The sequence below is a fragment of the Erwinia sp. 1181_3 genome (genome assembly GCF_052824965.1).
In genome coordinates, this window is the sequence record NZ_VTDE01000002.1 from 101,363 (window position 1) to 124,473 (window position 23,111).

General features: G+C 57.2%; 17 protein-coding genes. 4 read left to right on the plus strand and 13 right to left on the minus strand.

Features of this window, described 5'->3' with window-relative positions; translation table 11 throughout:
- Positions 1-37 precede the first annotated feature (37 nt).
- The 3 genes from FY046_RS04860 to FY046_RS04870 all read right to left on the minus strand — a co-directional run bounded on the left by FY046_RS04860 (position 38) and on the right by FY046_RS04870 (position 4,168).
- Positions 38-1,534, minus strand: a complete 1,497-nt coding sequence (locus tag FY046_RS04860; RefSeq protein WP_133843171.1) for an MFS transporter — start codon at positions 1,532-1,534, stop codon at positions 38-40.
- A gap of 112 nt (positions 1,535-1,646) precedes the next feature.
- Positions 1,647-2,969 carry an LLM class flavin-dependent oxidoreductase gene (locus tag FY046_RS04865; RefSeq protein WP_446185817.1) on the minus strand — a complete coding sequence of 441 codons (1,323 nt, stop codon included), beginning with the start codon at positions 2,967-2,969 and terminating at the stop codon, positions 1,647-1,649.
- Entirely contained in the window at positions 2,966-4,168 is a 1,203-nt protein-coding gene (locus FY046_RS04870) for an ABC transporter substrate-binding protein (RefSeq protein WP_446185818.1), read from the minus strand. The genes FY046_RS04865 and FY046_RS04870 overlap by 4 nt, the downstream gene beginning before the upstream one ends.
- 208 nt (positions 4,169-4,376) lie before the next feature.
- Between FY046_RS04870 and FY046_RS04875 the strand changes: the two genes are divergently transcribed.
- The gene (locus FY046_RS04875) at positions 4,377-6,620 is read left to right on the plus strand and encodes a TonB-dependent siderophore receptor (protein ID WP_421504644.1); all 2,244 of its coding nucleotides are present in this window, start codon (positions 4,377-4,379) and stop codon (positions 6,618-6,620) included.
- A gap of 34 nt (positions 6,621-6,654) precedes the next feature.
- Here the strand turns inward: FY046_RS04875 and FY046_RS04880 are convergent, their stop codons facing one another.
- The 10 genes from FY046_RS04880 to FY046_RS04925 form a co-directional block, all read right to left on the minus strand.
- Positions 6,655-7,689, minus strand: a complete 1,035-nt coding sequence (locus tag FY046_RS04880) for a Glu/Leu/Phe/Val dehydrogenase dimerization domain-containing protein (RefSeq protein ID WP_133843167.1) — start codon at positions 7,687-7,689, stop codon at positions 6,655-6,657.
- A 13-nt stretch (positions 7,690-7,702) separates the two neighbouring features.
- Complete coding sequence (locus FY046_RS04885; protein ID WP_446185819.1) at positions 7,703-10,594, minus strand: beta-ketoacyl synthase N-terminal-like domain-containing protein; 2,892 nt, start codon at positions 10,592-10,594, stop codon at positions 7,703-7,705.
- Positions 10,595-10,608: 14 nt separating this feature from the next.
- A complete protein-coding gene (locus FY046_RS04890; protein ID WP_133843163.1) occupies positions 10,609-11,784 on the minus strand; it encodes an NAD(P)/FAD-dependent oxidoreductase in 1,176 nt (391 codons plus the stop codon).
- Positions 11,785-11,825: 41 nt separating this feature from the next.
- A complete protein-coding gene (locus FY046_RS04895) occupies positions 11,826-12,380 on the minus strand; it encodes an allene oxide cyclase barrel-like domain-containing protein (RefSeq protein ID WP_133843161.1) in 555 nt (184 codons plus the stop codon).
- A gap of 28 nt (positions 12,381-12,408) precedes the next feature.
- On the minus strand, positions 12,409-13,437 hold the full coding sequence (locus FY046_RS04900; protein WP_133843159.1) for a pyridoxal-phosphate dependent enzyme: 1,029 nt from the start codon (positions 13,435-13,437) through the stop codon (positions 12,409-12,411).
- Between the two features lie 21 nt (positions 13,438-13,458).
- Positions 13,459-14,181, minus strand: coding sequence for a thioesterase II family protein (locus FY046_RS04905; protein ID WP_238337043.1), 723 nt, complete (start codon positions 14,179-14,181; stop codon positions 13,459-13,461).
- 36 nt (positions 14,182-14,217) lie between these two features.
- Positions 14,218-15,825, minus strand: coding sequence for an AMP-binding protein (locus FY046_RS04910; protein ID WP_446185820.1), 1,608 nt, complete (start codon positions 15,823-15,825; stop codon positions 14,218-14,220).
- Positions 15,826-16,123: 298 nt separating this feature from the next.
- A complete protein-coding gene (locus FY046_RS04915; protein WP_171149654.1) occupies positions 16,124-16,345 on the minus strand; it encodes a hypothetical protein in 222 nt (73 codons plus the stop codon).
- A gap of 204 nt (positions 16,346-16,549) precedes the next feature.
- A complete protein-coding gene (locus FY046_RS04920) occupies positions 16,550-17,158 on the minus strand; it encodes a TetR/AcrR family transcriptional regulator (RefSeq protein WP_241008326.1) in 609 nt (202 codons plus the stop codon).
- Positions 17,159-17,440: 282 nt separating this feature from the next.
- Entirely contained in the window at positions 17,441-18,481 is a 1,041-nt protein-coding gene (locus FY046_RS04925; RefSeq protein ID WP_167864753.1) for a LacI family DNA-binding transcriptional regulator, read from the minus strand.
- Between the two features lie 232 nt (positions 18,482-18,713).
- On the opposite strand from FY046_RS04925, the gene FY046_RS04930 reads away from it, so the two are divergent.
- The 3 genes from FY046_RS04930 to FY046_RS04940 all read left to right on the plus strand — a co-directional run bounded on the left by FY046_RS04930 (position 18,714) and on the right by FY046_RS04940 (position 23,093).
- The gene (locus tag FY046_RS04930; protein ID WP_133843149.1) at positions 18,714-19,742 is read left to right on the plus strand and encodes an ABC transporter substrate-binding protein; all 1,029 of its coding nucleotides are present in this window, start codon (positions 18,714-18,716) and stop codon (positions 19,740-19,742) included.
- A 61-nt stretch (positions 19,743-19,803) separates the two neighbouring features.
- On the plus strand, positions 19,804-22,035 hold the full coding sequence (locus FY046_RS04935; RefSeq protein WP_133843485.1) for an ABC transporter permease: 2,232 nt from the start codon (positions 19,804-19,806) through the stop codon (positions 22,033-22,035).
- Positions 22,032-23,093 (plus strand): ABC transporter ATP-binding protein, encoded by a 1,062-nt coding sequence (locus FY046_RS04940; RefSeq protein WP_133843147.1) that lies wholly within the window; start codon positions 22,032-22,034, stop codon positions 23,091-23,093. Before FY046_RS04935 ends, FY046_RS04940 begins: the two co-directional genes overlap by 4 nt.
- The last annotated feature ends 18 nt before the right edge of the window (positions 23,094-23,111 follow it).

Sequence of the window (23,111 nt, forward strand, 5' to 3'; positions counted from 1 at the left end):
ACCCGATGCGGATTCGCCAGATAAGCACTTCGCGCTGTTACGCGGCGTTAATGCCCTGCGCCTCTTTTACCCACTGTAAGCGTAGCAGCAATGCCACGGCGATAAAGCAGGCACCTCCGGCGCACAGCATGGCGAGATGAAAACCACTTTCCATCGCTGCTGTGTAGCGTGCGCTAAAATCAGCGACGACCGAGGTGGGCAGATGCCGCGTCACCGCCAGGTGGGCAATCTGCGCAGCATCGCTAATACCGCTGACATCGAGGGAGGCCGTCAGCGTGCGTATTGCCTGTGCGCTCATTAACGTTCCCAGTAACGCAATGCCGATGGTCATCCCCGCCTGGCGCAGCGCATTCATCATGGCGGAAACTGACCCGGCCTGCTCAGGCGGCGCCATCGCCATCACCAGCATGCCCGTGCCCGGAACCGCCAGCCCGGCCCCGGCCCCCAGCAGCGTAAACAACGCCCCCACCTGCCAGTAAGCGGAGTTCGCATCCAGCAGCACCATAGCGATCATCGACAGGCCCGCCAGCCCGTAACCCGTGACCATTAATCCACGCATCGGCAGCCGCGCACTCATGCGGCCAAACAACAGCGACACCAGGCCGGTGACGACAAATAACGGCATCATGCGCCAGCCTGCTTCTGCGGGTGCCCAGCCTTGAATCTGTTGGAGGAAAATCGAGAAAAAGAACAGACAGCTGTAGTAAGAAAAACCGAGAATAAACGACGCCAGATTCACGCTGACAAATCCCTGCTCGCGCAGCAGTGCCAGCGGCAGCAGCGGGCGCAACGTCCGTTTTTCCACCAGCGCGAAAAGCATAAAACTCACCAGGGCACAGGCCAGAATCGCCAGTGGAAGTTTGCCGGTAAAGCCGTATTGCCCTGCCTCAATCATTCCCCAGGCCAGCGTTCCTAACGCGACAATCCCCAGCAACTGGCCCGCCGTATCCAGCGCCGCGTGGTCAGGATATTTACGCTCCGGTATCCCCCACAGCCCTGCAGCAATCGCCACCAGGCACAGTGGGATATTGACCAGAAAGATACTTTGCCAGCCCAGCCACTGGAGCAGAACGCCCCCCAGCAGCGGCCCGAGGATCAGCGCCAGCGCGCTAAACGCCGACCACCCGCCGATGGCATGCGCGCGCTGGCGGGCATCAGGAAACGCGTGGGTCAGGATGGGCATCGCCCCTGAAATCAGCAGCGCGGCGGACACGCCCTGAATGGCCCGCCCGGTCAGCAGCATGCCGAGGCTGGGTGCCACACCACACAGCAGAGACCCGCCGGTAAACAGCACGACGCCGCTCACCCAGGCACGTTTATGACCGTAACGATCGGCCAGCGGACCGGCAGAAAGCATAAAAGCAGACAGGCAAACGGCGTAGGCATTGACCACCCACTGCAACCCGGCAATGTCCGTATCCAGCGCACTCTGCATAGTGGGCAAGGCGACATTCACAATGCTGATATCCAGCGAGGCAAGAAAAGTGCCAAGGTAAGCCGCAGCAAGCGCGGCATGATGACGGCTAAGACGCATGATAATCCCTAACGTGATTGGCTGATTTTACCCAACCCTAGCAATTGACTGACCGACGGTCAATCAAAACTCAACACAATGGACAATCTGCCAGCCATCATTATTCCGCCCTTCATCCCCCCGGCTGTGCATCCGCCCGTTCCGGTGTTTTCAGCCCCAAATGTCCCCGGAAGGTGGTCGCGGTGTACTGCTCTCTCAACAGCCCCCGGCGCTGTAACACCGGGATCACCTTGGTGACAAACTCCTCTACGCCGCCGGGAAAATGAGAGAACATCACGTTGAATCCATCGGCCGCCCCGCTCTCCAGCCAGTGCTGCAGGGTATCGGCCACCTGGGTTGCCGTGCCCACCATTTCCAGCCCCTGATAACCACAAATGCGACGCGCCAGCGCCAGGATGCTGAGATCCTCCCGTCGCGCCAGTTGAACCACACGCTCGCGCCCGCTCTTGCTGGCATTACTTTCCGGCATCGCGGGCAGCGGGCCATGTTTATCGTACGGCGAAATATCATGCCCAAGCGCCACGGATAAGGTGGCAAGGCTGCTCTGCTCGTCGACCAGACTGTCGAGCAGTGCTCTTTTCGCCTGCGCCTCTTGTGGCGTTTCCCCCAGCACCACGAACGCCGCCGGGATGATTTTCAGTGCATCACGACGGCCAGCAGCCTGCGCCCGGGATTGCATATCCTGGTAAAACTGACGGGCAGAGACGAGATCCGTCTGGTAGGTGAAGATGACTTCTGCCGTTTCCGCTGCCACCTGCCTGCCGGCTTCAGACGCCCCGGCCTGCACAATCACCGGTCGCCCCTGCGGAGGACGATCAACATTTAACGGCCCACGTACGGAAAAATACTCCCCCTCGTGATTGAGCGTATGCATCTTTGCCGCATCAAAAAACACGCCGCTGGCGGCATCACGGCAAAATGCATCCTGCTCCCAACTGTCCCACAGCCCGTTCATCACCGCCGAAAACTCGCGCGCGCGCGCATAACGCAGGCCGTGCTCCATATGTTCAGTGACACCAAAATTACCGGCCTCGTTGGCATTACTGGAGGTCACCAGATTCCATCCGGCCCGCCCTTCGCTGATGTGATCCAGTGTGGCCAGCCGCCGGGCGAGCATATAAGGCTCATTGTAGGTGGTGCTGGCGGTGGCAATCAGCCCGATATGCTGTGTAACCGCCGCCAGCGCAGGGAGCAGCGTCAGCGGATCCAACGTCACCGTACTGTGCCCGCGCGCCAGGGCCTGGGTCGATACCTGGCGCAGCGCCAGCGTGTCGGGCAAAAACAGGCCGTCAAACCGCCCCTGTTCCAGCGTCCGGGCAAACCGTTTCATATGCTTAAAGCTGCTGTGAAACTCGGGGATGGCGCCGGGATAACGCCATGCACCGGCATGAATGCTGGGCATCGCCAGCAGAATAAGTTGAGGTGTTCGGGTCATACGACGGTCTCCTTGAGGCTTAACCAGTAGCCGGATTGATAAGGCACGGGAAGAAAACGTTCATGTAACTCGCGGAAGGTGGCTTCCGGGTCAAGCGCGGCAAACAGCTCAGGATGTAGCCACTTCGCCACGCGCTGAAGGGCGATAAAATAGTAAGGATTGTCATAAAACGGGTGCCAGATGGCATACACCTGCTGTTCCCTGACGGCACGCAGCGTGCGGTACGCCGGACGCTGCATCAGGCGTTGCAGGCGCGCATGCCCTTCCTGCGCATCGGCCCCTGGCCCCAGATTCACCCAGTCACCGCCGGGGGAATACAGTGACCAGTTCGCGCCGGTGACCAGCACCACATCGGGGTCGGCGTGGATCACCTTCTCCGGGCTGAGAGCGCCAAAGGTGCCAGGCAGTAATTGCGTGCCCAGGTTACGCCCCCCGGCCACTGCCACCAGTTCACCAAAGTTACCGTCACCGTAGGTCAGGCAACAGTCGTCATAGAGTCCTGCTGCGCGTTCAACCATCACCAGGGGGCGTGTGGTTAACAGTTTAAGCGGCTGTATCACCCGGTCGATCTGCTGCTGACGAAAGCGTAAAAAGTCGGCTGCCCTTGCCACTCTGCCGAACACCTCCCCCAAAATCTGCATGCTGCGCCCGGTGTTGGCGAACATCCGGGTGCGAAAATCGACGAACACCACCGGGATCCCCGCCTGCTCCAGCAGGCGCAGTAAACCGGAGGTGGTTGCTGCACCTGCCGAGCTCAGGTTCAGCACCACAATATCGGGCTTCAGCGCAATCGCCTGCTCTCCGCCAATCGCATCAACCGTCTTACCGGAAAAGCGTGGGATCTGGTCGATATGGGGAAACTGCCGCTGATACGCCCGATAACTATCGAGGTCGGCGGCGCGGAAGTTATCTCCCCAGGCCACCACGCCCTGAAAGGGATCGTCGGGGCGCAGCAGCGCCAGTGCATACGCCAGGGTGCCGTCACCCAGCAGAATACGGCTGACCGGCGTGTGAATCCGCACTGAGCGCCCGGTGATATCAACCACAGACTGCGTGGCGGGTTTTGCTGCCAGTGCCCGCGTGGTCATCAGAACCCCCGCGGCCAGCAGGCCAGTGAGCAGTGAACGTCGCGAGGTGCCGCCAGATACGGCATCACTGACACGTTCACGGCGATGAGTGGAGGACGGTTTTTGCATCATGAGCACATTATTCTGTTAGCGGAGAGAGAAAGAATCATAACATTGACCGACTGACGGTCAATGTATAATATGCAGTCATTATAATTATCATTCGCATTTATGAATTGTGAAAAATACGCTTAAAACATTTTATTTCAATAAGTTGAAATGAGCTCTGTGTGCACAGACCACTCCACTCTGAACTTCTACCAGGATCATAAGGACGTACATGCTGACGAAACAATCTGCTGCTGCACACATTCGCTCTCTACCCTGTCCGCCGTTGGTGTTAAGCGGCTTTTCCCTGTCATTGATGCTTTCTCTTTGCCTCACTGCGCCCGCTAACGCCGCAGAAAATCCGTCAGGTGAGAAAAAAGAGGACGCGACCACAGAACAATCCCCGATGACGGTGAGTGCCAGTGTGCCGGTGCAAACTGAGGGAGAGGAAAACGGCTATGTGGCGGAAGAATCGGCCGTCGCCAGCAAAACCCGCACCTCTATCCTGGAAACGCCCCAGTCCGTCTCGGTGATCACCCGTTCGCAGATGGACCTGACGCGCCCGTCATCCAGCAGTGCCGCATTGCGCTACACGGCTGGCGCCACCAGTGAACGATATGGTGGCTTTGGTGATTATCTGGATATGACCCGGATTCGCGGCGTCGATGCCGATTACTATCTGGATGGCTTACGCATCATCAGCAACCCGGGCAGCTGGCTGCCGCAGGTCGATCCCTGGTCCCTTGAACGGATCGAAGTGCTGCGCGGCCCCGCATCGACCCTCTACGGCCAGGGGACGGGCGGCGGTATTGTCAATCAGGTCAGCCGCAAGCCCCAGGATATCGCCTCACACGAGGTCAGCCTGCAATACGGCAGCTTCAACCGTAAGCAGTTCGGCATTGATTCCACCGGCGCCGTCAATGACGATAACAGCCTGTTGTATCGTTTTACCGCCAGTGGCCTGGACAGCCAGGGGCAAATTGAAGATAGCCGCCACCGCCGCCTCTATCTCGCCCCTTCCCTGACCTGGCGCCCGAGTGATAATGCCAGCTGGACCGTGCTGGCAACGTATTCCTGGGAACCGGATCTTCCCGACTACAACAGTTTGCCTGCGGCCGTCCTGGGGCTGAATAACAGCCCTTATCAGCAAATTGACCGGCATAAAAACTACACTGATGGCCATTTTTCCCACTCCACCCGCCGTCAGGATTCACTGACCTCGCTATTTGAATATCAGTTTGATAATGGCTGGAGCTTCAACAGCAATGCGCGTTATATGAATGTCCATTCAGATATTCAGCGCGGCGTGGTTTATGGGTATCAGCTCGTCAACGATCGCCCCTGGCTCAAAGCTTACGATGAGCTGACCCCGGCCAGAGTCAGCACGTTCTCGATGGATAACCATATCAGTGGCGATGTGGACGCTGGCCCCACCCGCCATACGCTGCTGGCCGGCATCGATTTTTCCACCGGTAGTCTGAAGAACGAGCTGTACAGTGTCGGTCCGGTGCTGATTGACCCGTACAGTTCTGACTACCGACCGGATCTCAATCCTGATTTCACCGCCAGCCGGGCCGCCCCCTGGAAAGAGAAACAGACATTTAACCGTACCGGCGTCTATGTGCAGGATCAGATGGCCTGGAACCGCTGGCGCCTGACGCTGAGTGGCCGCCATGACTGGTCGAATACCGACCATGAAACCAACAGCTACTCTCCGGTGACGGTGAAAAGCCGCCAGGAAGATACCCAGTGGAGTGGGCGCGCCGGGTTAAGCTATCAGTTCGATATCGGGCTGGCACCTTACATCAGCTACGCGACCTCATTCGACCCGCTGCTGGGCAGTGGCTATGATGGTAAAACCTTCCTGCCCGTGGAAACGAAGCAGAGCGAAATCGGCATTAAGTACCACCCGCAAGGGTCGAAAACATTACTCAGTGCCGCCCTCTTCCAACTGACCCAGTCCAATGTGAAAACCAGCGATGCCGAGCATCTGGGCTTCAATACCCAGGCCGGTGAGGCGCGCACGCGCGGGCTTGATTTACAGGCGACCACTGAAATTGTGCACAACCTGAACCTGATCGCCAGCTACACCTGGCTGGATAATACGTTGACCAGGGATACGAAAAATCAGGGCAACACCCTGACGCAGGTACCGGCCAACAGCGCCGCCGCCTGGCTTGACTATCGCTTTGATGCGGGAGAGCTGGCGGGCTTACAGCTGGGCAGCGGCGTGCGTTATCTCGGCACCAGCTACGGCGACCCCGCCAATACCTTCAAAGTCCCGGCCACCACGCTGGTGGATATGGCGGTAAGCTATGATTTAGGGCAGTTAACGCCACAGCTAAAAGGCACCACGTTGGCCGTGAATGTCAGCAATCTGACAAACCAACAGTATGTGGCCAGCTGCACCTCGGCGATGTATTGCTTCGTCGGTCAGGATCGCAGCGTCACGGCCAGCGTGGATTATCGCTGGTAAAAAAAAGGGGATGGCATGTGCCATCCCCCGTGTATCAGGCCACCATCAGCGCGGATTTTACCGGCTGCAATAACCTGCCCACTTCACAATCCAGCAGTGTTGCACGCCGTAATAACTCTTCCGTTTTCGCCCCAATCACCGAATAAACATAGGCATTCACCTGATCCTGGCTCATCTGGTTGTAGCGTTCGGTAAAGGCCATTTCGATACTGTCACAAATCACCGCCCCCGCATTGCTGACATAGTCGGGCAGATAATGAATCCCGCGTGCAATCAGCACATCTTCCGCCAGTTGGCTGTTAAACGGTGAATTGGCGCTGCTGACCACCCATCCGCAGGCTAACTGCGTGACGTTATCCTGGGTTAAAATGCCGGACAGTGACGCGATACACAGGATATGACTGCGCAACTCGAATAGCTGTGCTTCGTTAACCCGGCGCACGCCTTCAGGGAAAACGGCGCGTGGGTTAATGTCATATCCCACCACCTCGCACCCCTGTTGCAGGCACTGCCTGGCCACTTCAGAACCCACTTTGCCCATACCGTGGATCGCCACCAGCGGATGCGCAACATGAGACAGACGCAGCATGATCACTTTATGAATCGAGCTCCAGACGCCGTAGCCGGTGGCAATCGACGTATCTATCTGTGGGCTGTCCATCGCATTGAGGATCCAGGGGGTAAAACGCCGCAGATAATCCATATCCTGGTTACTGGTGTTAATGTCACAGCCGGTAAACATGGTGCCATTATAGCGATTCAGCAGCTCGCCAATCGCCGCCATCACCTCCGGCTGCTGCGCGGGCAGATGCGGGCTGTTGACCACAATTTTGCCGCCGCTGAAGCCGGTGTTATACAAACCATGCTTGAGTGACATACTTTGTGCCAGCATCACAGCCTCACTCTCCTGCTGCTGACGCGAGCCATATTGACGCCAGCGAATGCCGCCGTTGGCGGGAAGGAGTTTGATTTGTGGTGAGCAGGCCAGGGTAAAGGACGTCTCGCTGTCAAACTGCACGGTTTCAATCTGATACTGTTTATCGTTCAGTGTTGCATTCAATGCGCACATGATTTTCATCCTGTTAATGAGTGAGATTTTGCTCAACAACGCCAGACTTCAGCAAACAGTGGCGAATCCCCAACGGGGTTGGCTGCTGTAAAAAATCGGCCATACTGATGGCCACGCTAAATTCCTGTTCCAGCCGCGCCATCAGGCGCAGTGCCATCAGTGATTGCCCACCGGAATCATAAAAATCCTGATATCCCGACGCAGGTAGCGCCCCGGTAATTTCCAGCCACAGCAGGCGGATACGGGCCATTAGCGCATCATGTTCTTCTGCCTCCTCACCGGCGCCAGCGGGCTGCGGACTGGCGGGCAACTCGCGGTCACCCATCCACCAAAAATGCGGTTCAAAAGGATACAGCGGCAATGCCACGTGGCCGGGCGGTGACGTCCACAGCCGTGACCAGCAGATATCCACCCCGGCACGCCAGATTTTTTGCAGCGCCTGTACCCACAGAGCACATTCGCTGAGTGCATCATCGCGGCGACGCAGTGTGCGCACCGTGGAGGTTTTCCCACCCTGCTGTCGTAACTGCGCGACCAGGGCGGTCAGCGTCGATCCTGGCCCCACTTCGATAAACAGCGTTCGCCCACGTTCGGGGATCTGTTGCAGCGCCTGGTAATAGCGCACCGCCTCGCGGGCATGGCGACACCAGTAGTCGGCATCCAGCTGACGCAAGTCACCGACCTCCTGCGCCAGCAGCGCGGAGTAGTAGCGCACGCCCTGGTGCGGCACAGTGACGGGGGGCACAACGTGACGCAAGTCGTTGAGGATCGGTTCCATCATCGCCGAATGGAAAGCGTGGGAAACACTGAGGGCTTTACAGCGAATGCCTTCCCTGCGCAGGCGTTGCTCGCAGTCGGCCAACGCGGCCACATTGCCCGACAGTACACAGCTGTTTTCGCCATTGACCGCCGCCAGCGCAACACCGCGTCCCAGCCAGGGCTGGCAGCCACTGTCGCTGAGTTCTACCGCCAGCATCGCCCCCCCTTCCAGTGAGGCCATCAATCTGCCGCGCTGCGCAGCAAAGATCAGCGCCTGCTCAACGGAGAAGGCGCCCGCAGCCCAGGCCGCAGCGATCTCCCCGACGCTGTGGCCGATCACCCGGTCGGGGACCACGCCGTAATGCATCAGCAGTTCGGCGAGAGATATTTCCACGGCCACCAGTGTCGGCTGGGTCAGTGCCGTATTGTTCAGCATCGCGCTGTTGCCCTGCGGGCTAAACAGCAGAGCAATATCCAGCGCCAGTTGATCACGCAGCAGTGCAATCTTCTCCTCCATCAGACGCTGAAAGGTGCTGTCATTGGCCATCAGCTCTCGCGCCATACCGATAAACTGGCTGCCCTGCCCTGGAAACTGGAATATCACGCTCAGTCGCCCTTTACCGCTGTCGGTCACGCCCTCTTTCACCACCAGTTTTCCCTCTTCATCTGGCCCCAGCGTGCCGCGAAAGCGCATGGCCTGCCTGCGGGTCTGCGCACTCCAGGCCAGCGCGGATAACGGCTCACCCGCCGCACGCTGACGATACTGCTTTGCCAGCTGGTGCCAGGCCTGTTCAGAACGGGCAGAGATCGGCACCACGCTGTCAGCCAGCGAAGAAGACCGGGTGTCAGATGCGGCTGAGGCAACCTCAGGTCGGCTTAACACCACGTGCGCGTTGCTGCCACCGATACCAAAGGCACTGACACCAATTGCACGGCGGGGATCGTCAGCCTGCCAGCGTTCTGCACGTGTCAGCACGCGAAATGGACTGTGGCGCAGGTCGAAGGCCGGATTGGCACGGGTGAAATTGATTTGCGGTGTTAGCCAGCCGTGTTTGATTTGCAGTGCAGCTTTGATCAGTCCCGCCATCCCAGCCGCCGTTTCCAGATGCCCGACATTGGCCTTTACCGCCCCCAGCGCGCAGAAACCTTCACGCCCGGTAAATTCCCTGAACACGCTGTTAAGCGCGGAAAACTCGATCGGGTCACCCGCCAGCGTGCCCGTACCGTGGGCTTCTATCGCACGGAAATCCTCCGGATGCCGCTGCGCATCCTGCAAGGCCAGGCGCAACAGGCGTTGCTGCCCCGCAAGGCTGGTAGTGGTAAAACTGACTTTTTCAGCCCCGTCATTGTTCATCGCCACGCCGTCTATCACGGCGATCACCTCGTCCCCGGCGGCCAGCGCGTCCTCCAGACGTTTCATCACCACCACGCCCACACCGCTGCCAAACACTGTCCCGCTGGCATCCGCCGAAAATGGCCGACAATGCCCATCCGTGGCGAAGATCATGCCCTGCTGGCTGAAATAGCCTTCGAGTTGAGGAATGCGCAACGTGCAGGCTCCGGCCAGCGCCAGATTGCAACGCCCGCTGCGCAGGGCATAGACCGCCTCACAGACAGCGACCAGAGACGTGGCACAGGCGGCCTGAACATTCACGACAGGCCCCCCTATGCCCAGGTGCCAGGCCACACGCGTGCTGAGATAATCTTTATCGTTGGTGATCTGCTGCTCGAATGCCGAGGGTGCCAGGCTGGCAAAACGCTGCGCGCCGCTGTTTTGCCGTAAATAGTCTGAACTGCTGCAGCCCGCAAACAGAGCAGCATCAGGCAGTGCACCAGGCACAATGCCGGCATCTTCCATTGCGTGCCAGGCACACTCAAGGAACAGACGGTGCTGCGGATCCATCAGCGCGGCTTCACGCGCACTGAGACCAAAAAATCCGGCATCAAAGCGCGCAATATCCTGCGCCAGCGGCGCAGCAACCCCCACCCAGGTCGGATCGTCTTGCGGGCCGTCCTCCAGCGTGACCAGAGATTCAACGCCGTTGACCAGATGGTGCCACCATGTTTCGATATCACTGGCGCCGGGAAAACGGCAGGCCATCCCCACCAGCGCAATCTTCTGATGCGTGCAGTGTTGCTGTTGCATACTGCTCTCCTCAGTCAAAAACGTAATGCGCTGATATCCCAGCGGGGCGATTTATCACTTAACAAGTCCGCGCAGATCTGCCCCATCAGTGGCGTAAATTTGAATGCCCATCCCCCCGCAGACACCACCACGTTCTCGCCGCCGTGGCAGCGGCCGCGAGCGCTATCCAGGTAGAACTGCCGCTGGGGATCGGTGGGTAGCACGGCCAGGCAGCTGCTGGCGTAATGTTCACGGTCGGGGGCGAGGAACGGCATGTGACGCTGGGCGAACTCCAGTGCACGTTCGACGTGCAGCGGGTTGGCACGATAGCTCGGGCCATGCGTGTCACTGAGCGGGTCGACTTCAAAATCGGTGCCGAGGCGGTCAAAACCGTTAACCGACCAGGGATTGGGGGGAAAGCCGTAAAACAGATTACTGTCACTGGCAACCGGCTGCTGAAAAGCGAACCAAAATGGATCATTCGCCGTGGTGCGCTCGCTGCGCAGCATACTGATACAGGCCATCTCATAGGTCGACAGCGCCAGATCGATATCCAACTGCCCCACCAGTTTTTTACTTCCCGGACCACTGGCCACCAGCACCTTACGCGCCCGGAAACGCTGTTCTGCGCCAATCACAGTGACGCCCGTGCTGTCCGGCTCCAGTGCCACCACTTCCTGGCCGAAAGCAAAGCTGACATTCAGTTCGCTGGCCAACGCATACAGCGTGGAGAGCGTGCCCTTAACATCAATAACGCCGCCGTCACGCTGTAAAAAACCTTCATAGTTAGCGTCAAAATGGGTGAAGCCGAAACGCTGCTCAATGGCGCGGATGCTCAGACGCTCATAGGGCAACGCCATCTCATCCATCGATTTCATTGTCTGCGTGATCTGTCCTTCATTCGTCCAGACATCCGCATCGCCAAACCACAGACTGCCGGTACGATGGATCAGTTTCCGGTCAGCGTTTTTTTCCAGCGCCTGCCATAATTTATCGGCTTCCAGCGTTAAGCGGAAAATATCAATTTCTGAATATTGCAAACGCCAGTGGCGTTCTTCACCACTCGTGCCGGCAAGTTGCGTCATCAGACCATATTTATCTAACACTAACACCTTATGCTGTTTATTCTCTCTGGCGTAATTCCAGGCCGTGGATAAACCAATCGGACCCGCACCGATAATAACAACATCCCATTCTTCAGACGTGTGCATACCTACCCCTTAAGAGTGTTTATCTGTTCTTGAATATAAAATTATTGGGTCAGTGTTTTAATTTGATCGAGTGGCACCAGCACCAGTAACGTACGATATTTCTCTCTGGGCACTTCCTGATAAAGCTGACGTACCCCCACTTTCCCCATCACATCGCCACTTACGCCTACGGCCAGCAATGACTGCCACTGCGATGCCCAGATGGCACTGGAGTTCCAGATGCCTGAGGTTTCAATACGTCCCTGAGGGGTTTCGGCGGTCTCATGATAATAAGAGACCACGCTGTTATCGGCCAGCGCCGCAATTTTCCACCCGCTGCCGGTCATGGTTCCTGCGGGTTCACCTCGCTCATCAATAAAATGGTCGACGTGCGAATTCGCGTCGCCCACCGTCGGCCCACTGTTGGTTTTCGCATTAAAATGAATATTTGCCATTTCCACGACGGAAATAACCGTAGCATTCGCGTAGCCTTTATTTTCTGCCAGAGAATGCTCAACCTCGGTTACCGAAGAACCCTGTTCAATTTCAGCGCGAACCCAGTTTGCGAGCGCAATCAGCTCTGACAATACATTATTATTGCCCTGAATAATTTCCATTTTTTTGACCCTTTAATTAAAAATGAGGTTATGCCACCACGATATCTGACTGTTTAAACCAGGCTTCTCCTTTCTCTCTTTCCACATCACTTCCGGCGTCAGCGAACAGGGTCACCACCTGCTGACCGCGGTCAAGCGTCTGCGCCAGTTTCCACGCGGTCTTCCAGTTGGCGGCGGAGGATGCGCCAATTTTCACGCCGGTCAACTGCCAGAATTCATACATAGCCGTCAGTGCTTCGCGATAGGTCACTTCATTAAACGGCAGATTTTTTGGCATCAGTTGGGTAATAAACGGCTGGCGGAAGCCAAACCCCAGGCCGCCTGCCCCGGCAAACTTTGCCTCACCGTTAGGGGCATTCAGCGTGCCATAAGGTAACTCTGCTGGCGTGGATCCCCAGGCAATAATCTGGGGATTATCACGGCTCAGTGCTGCATATACGCCGGATAAGGTGCCACCGGTTCCCACTGCCGATACCCAGCCATCGGCACGTGTGCCGTTCAACTGATGGAGGATCTCAGCCCCGGTCTGATGCTGATGCACGGCGGTATTCACCAGATTGAGGTGCTGTGAGAGTAGCGTCCAGCTGGGATCATCACGGGCAATTTGCTGGCTACGGGCAATCACGCCGAGTAAAAACTGACTGCGGTCCACCAGCGTCACCTGCGCATTATCGCCCTTCAGCGTCGCCACCAGCTGCTCGGGTGAGGAGTCGGGGATCACTACCTGCACGGCAATGCCACACATGTTGCCCAGTTTTGCCAGCGCCTTCGCCATATTGCCGCCGGACGAATCCAGCAGTTTCAGTTCGCCACGCGCAAAGTCATGTTGATTGATGGCATCACAAAACAGCCCGAAGGCGGTCCGGTCTTTTACCGAACCAAAAGGGTTGTTGAATTCATATTTCGCCAGAATCGTCGCGTGCCCCTGAGGGCCTGGCACCGGGATCAGCGGCGTTTTGCCGAGCGAGGCATAAAACTTTTTCAATGCCGGGAACAGCGTAAAAGCCTTTTCCGTGTCTGGCGCAGCGTGTTGAGGATTAAACAGCTCAAAGTTCATCACATCTTCCTTATCTGACCATCAGTTGAGTGGAGCCGCTGCGCATGACGGCAACAGCTGGTGTAAAAAGGCATCCAGATTGTCCTGGAAGTAAAAGTGTCCGCCCGGCCAGCGCTTAAGCTGACTTTCCGTCACCGTTGTCGACCAGGCTTCCAGCGCCGACCGTTCCACCAGCGGATCCTCTTCCCCACCGGCAATCAGTAACGGGATATCGGCGACCGGCAGGTCGGCCAACTGCCCGAGCAACATCAGATCCTGCAAAATTAAAGCGGCGACCCTCGGGCGCGTCAGTTCGTCAAGGCGCATGATGCCGCTCTGTTCGCTGTAGGTGAGGATGGTGTCGAGCAGTCGCTCGCGCGCGCCCGGCTGTTGCAGCATCACCAGTTCTGACGGCACCCGCTGTGCGGAGAGCACCACCCGCTGGCAGGCAAAGCGTGAATCCCATAGCGCAGTGGCCACCTGCAATGCCAGCAATGCGCCCATGCTGTGACCAAAAAATGTTACCGGTGCCACGCCCAGTAATTCCCGCAGCCCGTGGTTACAGGCCGCGATCGCCTGCTGTGCGCCCGACCAGGGACGGTCTGCCTGGCGCTCTTCCCGCCCCGGATATTGCACCACCAGCAGGTCACATTCTGCCGGGAGTCGCTCACGCCACTGCTGGTAAAACGCGGCACTGCCGCCAGCATGAGGAAAGACCACCAGCTGCTGCTGTACGGGTGCAACGTTACCGGTGCTGAAGCGCATGACTGTTCTGTTATGACTGAGGGTGGTTTTCATCGTCTACGTTCGCTCTGTCATCGTGCCAGGAAGAGGCGCCTCTTGCTGCGCCAGTAACGCCCTCAAGGCCAGGCGGTCAATTTTGCCAATGCCTTTCATCGGGATGGAATCAATCAGGATCAGTCTTTCCGGGGCCTTGAAGGTGGCGAGCCCCTGCTGTTCAAAAAAACGGCGCACCGCCCCCAGGGTCAATTCGCTATCGTCGGTGGTGACAAACAGGCAGGGAACTTCGCCATACAACGCATCCGCCATGCCCACACAGGCGGCCTGCCGGATCGCCGGATGATGAAGCGCCAGCTCTTCAATTTCATTCGGTGAGAACTTCTCCCCGCCACGGTTAATCGCGTCGTTAACTCGTCCATCGATAAAGACATTGCCCTGTCGATCAACGTGTGCGAGGTCGCCGGTGCGATAAAACCCGTCAGCGGTAAACGCCAGGCTGTCGGCCAGCGGATTCTGGTAATAACGGGTGATGGTATAAGGGCCACGGGTAATTAATTCGCCCGAATGTCCCGGCGGAACGTCTTCCCCCTGTTCATCAACGATGCGCACCTCATCTTCAGGACAAAGCGGCCGTCCCTGCGAGTGGAAACGAAGGCTGTCATCATCTTCGAGAGCGTTAAAACAGAGCAGCCCTTCGCTCATGCCATAGCATTGCTGGAGGGTAATGCCGAGGGCGTCAGAGGCGGATGCGGCCAGCTCCGGTGTCACGCGTGCGCCACCGACCTGCACATGCCACAGCGAGTCGATAAAGCGGGGACTTTCGCGCTGAACCTCCGCCCACTGCGAGAGCAGCGCCGGAACCAGCGTGGTATGTGTGACGCCACAGTAGGCGATGAAATCCAGTGCCTGCACCGCAGAGGGCACATCGGCCAGTGCGACGGCACCTCCCCGCAACAGCGTGCCCAGCATCCCCGGGCAATTGATCACGAATCCGTGAGAAACCGGCATTACCGCGAAATAAACGGAGCGCTCAGTCAGGCCAAAAACGTCGCACCCGCAGGCAATCATATAGCTATAGCCGGCGTTTTTACGGGCGATAGCCTTCGGAAGACCGGTCGTGCCGCTGGAGAGCAGCATCATGGCGACATCGTCATCGGCCATCGTCGCCAGCTTTTGCACGGGAACGGGCGCCAGCAACGCGCAGAAATCCTGCAAATTAAGATAACGTGAGTCCTGGTGGCAGTTAGCGCCCTCCTCCACCAGCACCAGATCGACATTAAGCCCCTCCTGCTGCAGATTTTGTAATATTGCCAGAGGGTTATAACGACGAGTACTGCGTTGCACAGCCAGCACTTTAGGCGTGGTCATTTGCAAAATATGACGCAACTCTTTTTCACGATAAGAGGGAAGGACAGGAACGGGGATCGCGCCGATCATCAGCGTAGCGAGCATTAATATCACGGCCTGATGCGTATTACGCAGTTGCATCGCCACGCGATCTCCCTTCTGCACACCCCGTTGCTGCAGGCGATAGCTACAAGAGGCCACGCGGTCGGCTAACTCACCGTGAGTGATTATCATGTCCTGCTCGAACAATGCCCGGCGTTGGCGGTTTTCGTGCAGCGCCGCCAGCAGGTTTTGATTCAATGAACCACCAGACTTAACCATGTTTAACTCCATCATGCGCACACTATTTGTCTGCTTTGAAAATACGGTCAACCGCAATCATGCAGGGTTACCCCTTCTTCGGACCTGGCTTAACGAAGATGCTGTTACTCGTGCTTACTCACATGGAAGAGAAAAATTTACTTACTGGTATTTATTAGTTATGGGCCACACTACACACCACGACTGACCGTCAGTCAATTAAAAATAGATTAATTTTATATGTATTTTTCTCGCAACCTAAGTACCTTCGCTTCTGTTGCGATAACGAATCAGATAAATCCCTACTGCCCCTCTCGCTTTAGTTACCCAGTGCAATAATTTCATCAAGGGTGTAGTCATTGCTTCCCCATAACGAAAACTGCCTGCCGGTTTGCTGCTGTAATCGTGCCTGCAGAGCCACCGTTTCGGCAGAAGATAGCGCCAGATCGCGCCTTAACTGCCAACTTCCGTCTGCCTCATCCAGCACATCTGCCGGAATACCAATCTCATTGAGCAGGGAGATTATGTCGTTAAAATCCATAACAGTTTCACCTAATGATTAATGAAAGTGATTATTATTAGCATTGACCGCCAGTCGGTCAACAGCTTTTTCACCACAGAAGTTTGTATGAATGTAAAACAAACAATTAATAAAACTTATGTTTATGAGGGTATTCAGAAGAAGAACGAGGAAGGGAGAACAAAGGCCGGAAGGAGACGTAGTCGCGACGCCCCCTTCAGAGAATTATGGCTGGTGGTAGCCGAGTAAGCGCAGAAACTCGCAGGCAAGTTGATGGCCCAACTGCGTTTTATCGTTTTCATCAGTGACCACCGCATCATCCACCGCACCGTGCATGCCGTGGTACATCAGGATAGCGGTCAGACGCGGGTTCTCAAGCTGCCAGGCACCAAAAGTGCTGCCGTGATTGAGGATTGTCAGGATTTGATCCAGTACCGCATCACGATCCTGATTACCGCGCGTGTGATAATGATGATCGTGATACAACGCATCATGCAGCGCCATGCCGTTAAAATAGGCGGTGATACCGGCATCACACCAGGCACGCAGACGCGCAACACTGTCTTCAGCGGGACAGGCATCCACGGCCAGCTGGATCTCTTCGATAAAATGCCGGGTAAAGCGCTCACGCAGTGCGGAAAGCATCTCATTTTTTGACGGGAAGTAGTGGTAGAAGGTGCCTTTTGCCACTTGCGCATCGCGCACGATGTCGCTAATGGTGGTGGCTTCAAACCCTTTAGTGATGAACAACTGCTGTGCAGCATCCATCAGTTCATCAAGACGGACTTCCGCCGGTTTCGTACGTGGCTTAGGATCTGTTTTCTTTATTTCCATTTTAACCATTTTATCAAGTCAGGACTTGAGTAAGATAGTAGACAATATTGACCTGATTGGCGAGGGGTTGTTGGGTTATAAAGAAACCTTTTCATTTTACTCACAAAAGTGCTGACAAGGGTATTAATAAAACAATAACCCTCTGCACAAAATTATAATTCCACATGGAGAATTGAATTAGCCAGAGAAAGCACAAAGTTTAATATCATAGATAAATAAAATATTGAATATCATTAATACACGTCAATAATTAATACATTAAAATAAAGCACAGCGCTATTTTCATCCCCCGCGGATCGTCCCGCGCCAGATAAAATCAGCATGGTACATCCGTGTTTCGCCAGGCATCTCCTCGTCCAGCGCCGCAGGCTGGTTATCTTCACGTTGCTCCTCATTCACCAGCCACTCGACCGCGTCACGGGCAAAGCGATCAACGGGTTGGGTGAAGGTGGTGAGATGATAAGACGACCACGCCGCCTGGGGAATATCATCGTAACCTGCCACGCAGAGGTCCTGCGGGATGCGCAAGGAAAAACGGTGCCGCGCTTCATCCATAAAGCCGCAGGCCAGCAGATCGGTCACACAGAATACCGCATCGGGGCGATCGCGACGAGTGAGCAAGCGGTGCGCCAGGATCTGCCCGCTCTCGTAGGAGGTGGTGCCGAAGTGCTCCACGCTGACCTTCAACCCGGCAGCTTCTGCCGCCTGCAGAAACCCACGTTCACGCGCCATCAGGCTCGGCGTTCCGGCAAGGGAGTTAGCAAATGCCACGTGCTGGCAACCCGCCCGCGCAAACGCCATCACTACCCGGCTGGCGGCGTCTTCGTTATCCAGATTAATACTCAATGATCCCGGCAGCACATCGTTGCGGTTAATCAGTACCAGCCGCTGACCGTGTTTATGACACTGACGCGCAATGGCGCTTTCCGGCATTCCCGAGAGCACAAAGGAAGCATCAGCACGGTAGTTTATCGCCTGCTGCAATGCCTGCGACACGCTGTCATCCGAGCGGTCGGTATTGATCAGCATGGCAATTTTCCCGGCTTCCTGCAGATGCTGCGTCACCAGCCGCACGAGGCTGGCACGGTACGGTGTGGCCAGTTCGGAAACAATCAGGCAGACGAGGCCGCTGCGGTTACGCACCAGCCCGCGTGCCAGGTGATTAACGTGATAGCCCAGTTCTTCTGCGGCCTGCATGACCCTTTTCCGCGTGGCCGCGGAGACGCTGGCCCCCGTCGTGAAGGTGCGCGACACCGCTGAACGCGACACGCCCGCCCTCTCTGCCACATCTTTCGCACTGACCACTGCCTTTTCCATCGCCATCATCACACCCGCCCGCTTTGTGTTGCGAATGAGTCTGTCGCACTTTGCACGGCTGTGCAATTATTTTTGTAGCGTAATTGTTTCATTTTTGTGACATGGCAACTGAAATGCGCACCAGCGCAATTGACAGCATAAATTTTGTGCATTAATTAATTGCACACACGTGCAAAACGTATGCACAAAAAGCCTGGCGACAACGTATCGCCTACCCTACACACCGAAGGAGAACACCATGCATCGTATTACTCTGATGGCGGTCATCGCCGCTGGCTCTGCGCTCTCAGCCCTTCCGGCTCAGGCCGCTGAAAAACTGAATATGATCTGCTCCGCTGATGTGGTTGTTTGTGAGCAAATGACCAACCTGTTTGAGAAACAACACCCGGATATCAAGGTCAGCATGGTGCGTCTCTCTGCGGGCGAAGCCTATGCACGCATCCGCACCGAGGCCCGCAACCCACGTACCGATATCTGGTGGGCCGGGACGGGCGATCCGCATATGCAGGCCGCCGACGAAGGCCTGACCCAGGCCTACAAATCACCGCTGCTCGACCAGCAGCAGGACTGGGCACGTAAGCAGGCGGAAAGCGCACAGTTCCGCACCGTCGGCGTCTATGCAGGTGCACTGGGCTGGGGTTACAACACCAAGCTGGTGGAAGAGAAAAAACTGAAAGCGCCTGCCTGCTGGGCCGATCTGCTGGACCCGTCATGGAAAGGGGAGATCCAGATGGCAAACCCGAACTCCTCCGGCACCGCCTACAATACCCTTGCCACCCTGGTGCAAATCATGGGGGAAGAGAAAGCCTTCGATTACCTGAAAAAGCTCAACGCCAATATCTCCCAATACACCAAATCCGGCTCCGCCCCGGTGAAAGCGGCGGCACGCGGTGAAACCACCATTGGTATTGTCTTTATGCATGATGCGGTGGCCATGCAGGTGGATGGCTTCCCGGTGAAAGCCGTCGCCCCCTGCGAAGGCACCGGCTATGAAATCGGCTCCATGTCGATTGTGAAAGGGGCGCGTAACCTGGCCGCCGCCAAAGTGTGGTACGACTGGGCACTCAGTGCGGAGGCACAGTCCCACATGAAAGACGCCAAATCCTTCCAGCTTCCGTCAAATAAAAATGCGGCGATATCGGAATACGCGCCGCGCTTCGAGAATATCAAACTGATCGATTACGACTTCAAAACCTACGGTGACTCGGCCAAACGCAAAGCGTTGCTCAGCCGCTGGGATAAAGAGATCGGCGCCAGCGCCCAGTAATTCTTCCTCCCTTCCCCTCCCGCCCGTGCGGGAGGCCGGATCATAAACGATCGAGGTTATGATGAATGCTCAAAACCGCCGCCTGGACGGGGCTTTCGTGCTGGGCGCACTTGCCATCCTGCTGCTGCCCTGGTACAGCCTGGAAGCCGGATTTTTCGACTTCGGCTGGCTGACAACACTCTGGCAGGATCGCGAAACGGCCCCGGCGCTGTGGCAGATTGCCCAGTTCCAGCGTCCCTGGCTGACTATTGCCGTGCTGATGCTACTGATCTGCGCCCTGGCGCGCTTACTGCCCGTGGGCAATCGCCGCTCCTGGTTACTGATGGGGGCCAGTATCTTTGGCGTCCTGTTTTTGCTGTTTGAAGGCCATGCGATTGGTTACACAGGCTGGAACTGGCAGTGGAGCGAACAGCTGTTCGGCGCACTCAGCGACGGCCAGCCTGCTTTTGGCGCAGGGGCGATCCTGCTTCTGACCACTTTCCTGCTGCTGTTCTCCTTTGCGCTGGCAGAACGCGGCGTGCTGCGCGGTGATGCCTTTGTGGTGGCGGCAATTGTACTGCTGGTAGCCCTGGTGACCACCTTCGTGCTGTACCCGGTGCTCAGTATGTTTGTCGCCTCCGTACAGGATGTGGACGGTTCCTTTAAACCGGATGGCATGATCGCCAATATTCAGGACCCGGCTATCTGGAGCCTCGGCTGCCTGAACGGCAGCGGAGGCTGCGGCACGGCCTGGCGTACCCTGTGGCTGGCGCTGATGACCGCCTCTGGCTCTACCCTGCTGGGTCTGGCCTTTGCGCTGGCGGCGACCCGCACGCCGCTGCCGTTTAAGAAAGCGCTGCGCATGCTGACCGTGCTGCCGATCATCACGCCGCCGTTTGTTATTGGCCTGGCGCTGATGCTGCTGTTTGGCCGTGCAGGCGTCGTGACAGAACTGCTCGCAACGGTGTTTGGTATTGAGCCTGGCCGCTGGCTGTATGGTCTGACCGGGATCTGGATAGCCCAGGTTCTCTCTTTCACGCCGATTGCCTTCCTGGTGCTGATTGGTGTGGTTGAAGGCGTCAGTCCGTCACTGGAAGAAGCCTCGCAAACGCTGCGCGCTAACCGCTGGCGCACCTTCCGCTATGTCTCGCTGCCGCTGATGGCACCGGGCCTGGCGAATGCGTTCCTGATCAGCTTTATCGAAAGTATGGCGGACTTCGGCAACCCGATGGTGCTGGGTGGCAGCCACGGCGTGCTCTCGACCGAGATCTTCTTCTCGGTGGTCGGGGCGCAAAACGACCCGAGCCGGGCAGCGGTGCTGGCGATCATCCTGCTGTGCTTTACCCTCAGCGCCTTTATTCTCCAGCGACTGTGGCTGTCGGGTAAAAACTTTGCCACCGTCACCGGCAAAGGCGACTCCGGTCAGCACTGCGGTCTGCCGCGAGGCCTGCGTTACGGTGTTTACGCACTGGTGATCCCGTGGGGCCTGTTCACGCTGGTGATCTACGGCATGATCCTGATTGGTGGATTTGTACAGTCGTGGGGCCTGGACAGCAGCCTGACGCTGGCGCACTACGCCCGCGCGTTCGGCTTCCACTGGAACGAGGGCCAGATGGTGTGGACCGGCGTGGCCTGGAACTCGTTCTGGACCACCATGGAAATTGCGCTGATTGCGGCTCCGCTGACGGCCATTGTCGGCCTGCTGACCGCCTGGCTGATCGTACGGCAGAAGTTTGCCGGGCGTTCGACCTTTGAATTTATGCTGATGCTCAGTTTTGCCATTCCCGGCACCGTCATTGGTGTCAGCTATATCATGGCGTACAACCTGCCGCCGCTGGAGATCACCGGTACAGCGCTGATCCTTGTCGCCTGCTTTGTTTTCCGCAATATGCCGGTTGGCGTTCGCGGGGGAATTGCCGCCATGAGCCAGCTCGACCGCAGCCTGGATGAAGCCTCATTAACATTAGGGGCCAGCAGTTTCCGCACGCTGCGCAAAGTGATCCTGCCACTGCTGAAACCGGCGATCAGCGCCGCACTGGTCTACGCCTTTGTGCGGGCGATCACCTCCATCAGCGCCGTCATTTTCCTTGTCAGCGCCCAGTACAACATGGCCACCTCTTATATCGTCGGACTGGTCGAAAACGGGGAATACGGCGTCGCTATCGCTTACTCCTCCGTCCTTATTGTGGTGATGCTGGCGGTGATCCTCACCTTCCAGCTGCTGGTCGGTGAACGCCGCCTGCGCCGCGCTACCCGCATTGCCACAGCACCGGTGGCTCCACCACCGGCATTACATCAGGAGAGTGCCGTATGACGACCATTCGTTCCGGCTCGGTGGTGTTTGAGAACGTCACCAAACAGTTTGCCGATTTCAACGCCCTGCCCAACTTATCGCTGACGGTTGAACCGGGCACGCTGGTGACCCTGCTCGGCCCCAGCGGCTGTGGCAAAACCACCACCCTGCGCCTGCTGGCAGGACTGGAACACCCGACCTCCGGGCGTATTCTGATTGGCGGTAAAGATGTGACACATCTACCCGCTAACGAACGTGATGTGGCGATGGTGTTTCAGTCCTACGCCCTGTTCCCGCATATGAGCGCACTGGATAACGTGATGTACGGCCTGCTCTCCGGCGGAATGTCGAAAAAAGAAGCGCAGGATCGTGCCCGCGAAGGGATGAAGCTGGTCGGCCTGGAGAATATGGGCCAGCGCCTTCCGGCGGAGCTGTCCGGCGGGCAGCAGCAGCGTATTGCCGTAGCACGTGCGCTGGTGCTGGAGCCGCAGGTGTTGCTGCTGGATGAACCGCTCTCCAACCTCGATGAACGCCTGCGCCGCCGTGTGCGCACTGAAATCCGCGATCTGCAACAGCGGCTGGGCTTTACGGCCGTATACGTGACTCACGATCAGGAAGAGGCGCTTGCCGTCTCCGATAAGATTATTGTCATGAAAGAAGGGCATATTGCCCAACAGGGTGCACCGCAGGAGCTGTATCAGTCACCGGCGTCGGTATTTATCGCCGACTTTATGGGCGAGGCCAATATCCTGCCCTGCGATATCCGCCGGGTGGAAGACAGCGAAGCGGTGATCGCACTGGGCAATCGTGAATATCGCGTACCCGGCGCTTACGCCCGCCCCGGTGCCGCGCAGCTCTCGGTGCGACCGCAGTTTATTACGCTGCGCACTGAACCGGCAGGCGCACTAAACGGTGAAGTCACCCACAGCACCTGGCTGGGGGACCACATCGAATATGAAGTGCAGACGGCGCTGGGTGCGCTGTTTATTGTCGATGTGCAGATGGAAAGCCAGCTGGCACCGGGCAGCCGCGTATTCGTGGATTTCAAACCTCAGGGACTGGCGCTGATTGCCCAGTGATCCCCATTAATAAGGACT

Bases quoted from the DNA above. Each gene is read 5' to 3' on its own strand.
- FY046_RS04915 (WP_171149654.1), bottom strand. From the start codon at position 16,345: ATGGATTTTAACGACATAATCTCCCTGCTCAATGAGATTGGTATTCCG.
- FY046_RS04885 (WP_446185819.1), bottom strand. From the start codon at position 10,594: ATGCAACAGCAACACTGCACGCATCAGAAGATTGCGCTGGTGGGGATG.
- FY046_RS04935 (WP_133843485.1), top strand. From the start codon at position 19,804: ATGAATGCTCAAAACCGCCGCCTGGACGGGGCTTTCGTGCTGGGCGCA.
- FY046_RS04900 (WP_133843159.1), bottom strand. From the start codon at position 13,437: ATGAACTTTGAGCTGTTTAATCCTCAACACGCTGCGCCAGACACGGAA.
- FY046_RS04920 (WP_241008326.1), bottom strand. From the start codon at position 17,158: ATGGAAATAAAGAAAACAGATCCTAAGCCACGTACGAAACCGGCGGAA.
- FY046_RS04880 (WP_133843167.1), bottom strand. From the start codon at position 7,689: ATGTGCGCATTGAATGCAACACTGAACGATAAACAGTATCAGATTGAA.
- FY046_RS04890 (WP_133843163.1), bottom strand. From the start codon at position 11,784: ATGCACACGTCTGAAGAATGGGATGTTGTTATTATCGGTGCGGGTCCG.
- FY046_RS04925 (WP_167864753.1), bottom strand. From the start codon at position 18,481: ATGGCGATGGAAAAGGCAGTGGTCAGTGCGAAAGATGTGGCAGAGAGG.
- FY046_RS04940 (WP_133843147.1), top strand. From the start codon at position 22,032: ATGACGACCATTCGTTCCGGCTCGGTGGTGTTTGAGAACGTCACCAAA.
- FY046_RS04895 (WP_133843161.1), bottom strand. From the start codon at position 12,380: ATGGAAATTATTCAGGGCAATAATAATGTATTGTCAGAGCTGATTGCG.
- FY046_RS04865 (WP_446185817.1), bottom strand. From the start codon at position 2,969: ATGACCCGAACACCTCAACTTATTCTGCTGGCGATGCCCAGCATTCAT.
- FY046_RS04860 (WP_133843171.1), bottom strand. From the start codon at position 1,534: ATGCGTCTTAGCCGTCATCATGCCGCGCTTGCTGCGGCTTACCTTGGC.
- FY046_RS04910 (WP_446185820.1), bottom strand. From the start codon at position 15,825: ATGGTTAAGTCTGGTGGTTCATTGAATCAAAACCTGCTGGCGGCGCTG.
- FY046_RS04870 (WP_446185818.1), bottom strand. From the start codon at position 4,168: ATGATGCAAAAACCGTCCTCCACTCATCGCCGTGAACGTGTCAGTGAT.
- FY046_RS04905 (WP_238337043.1), bottom strand. From the start codon at position 14,181: ATGCGCTTCAGCACCGGTAACGTTGCACCCGTACAGCAGCAGCTGGTG.
- FY046_RS04930 (WP_133843149.1), top strand. From the start codon at position 18,714: ATGCATCGTATTACTCTGATGGCGGTCATCGCCGCTGGCTCTGCGCTC.
- FY046_RS04875 (WP_421504644.1), top strand. From the start codon at position 4,377: ATGCTGACGAAACAATCTGCTGCTGCACACATTCGCTCTCTACCCTGT.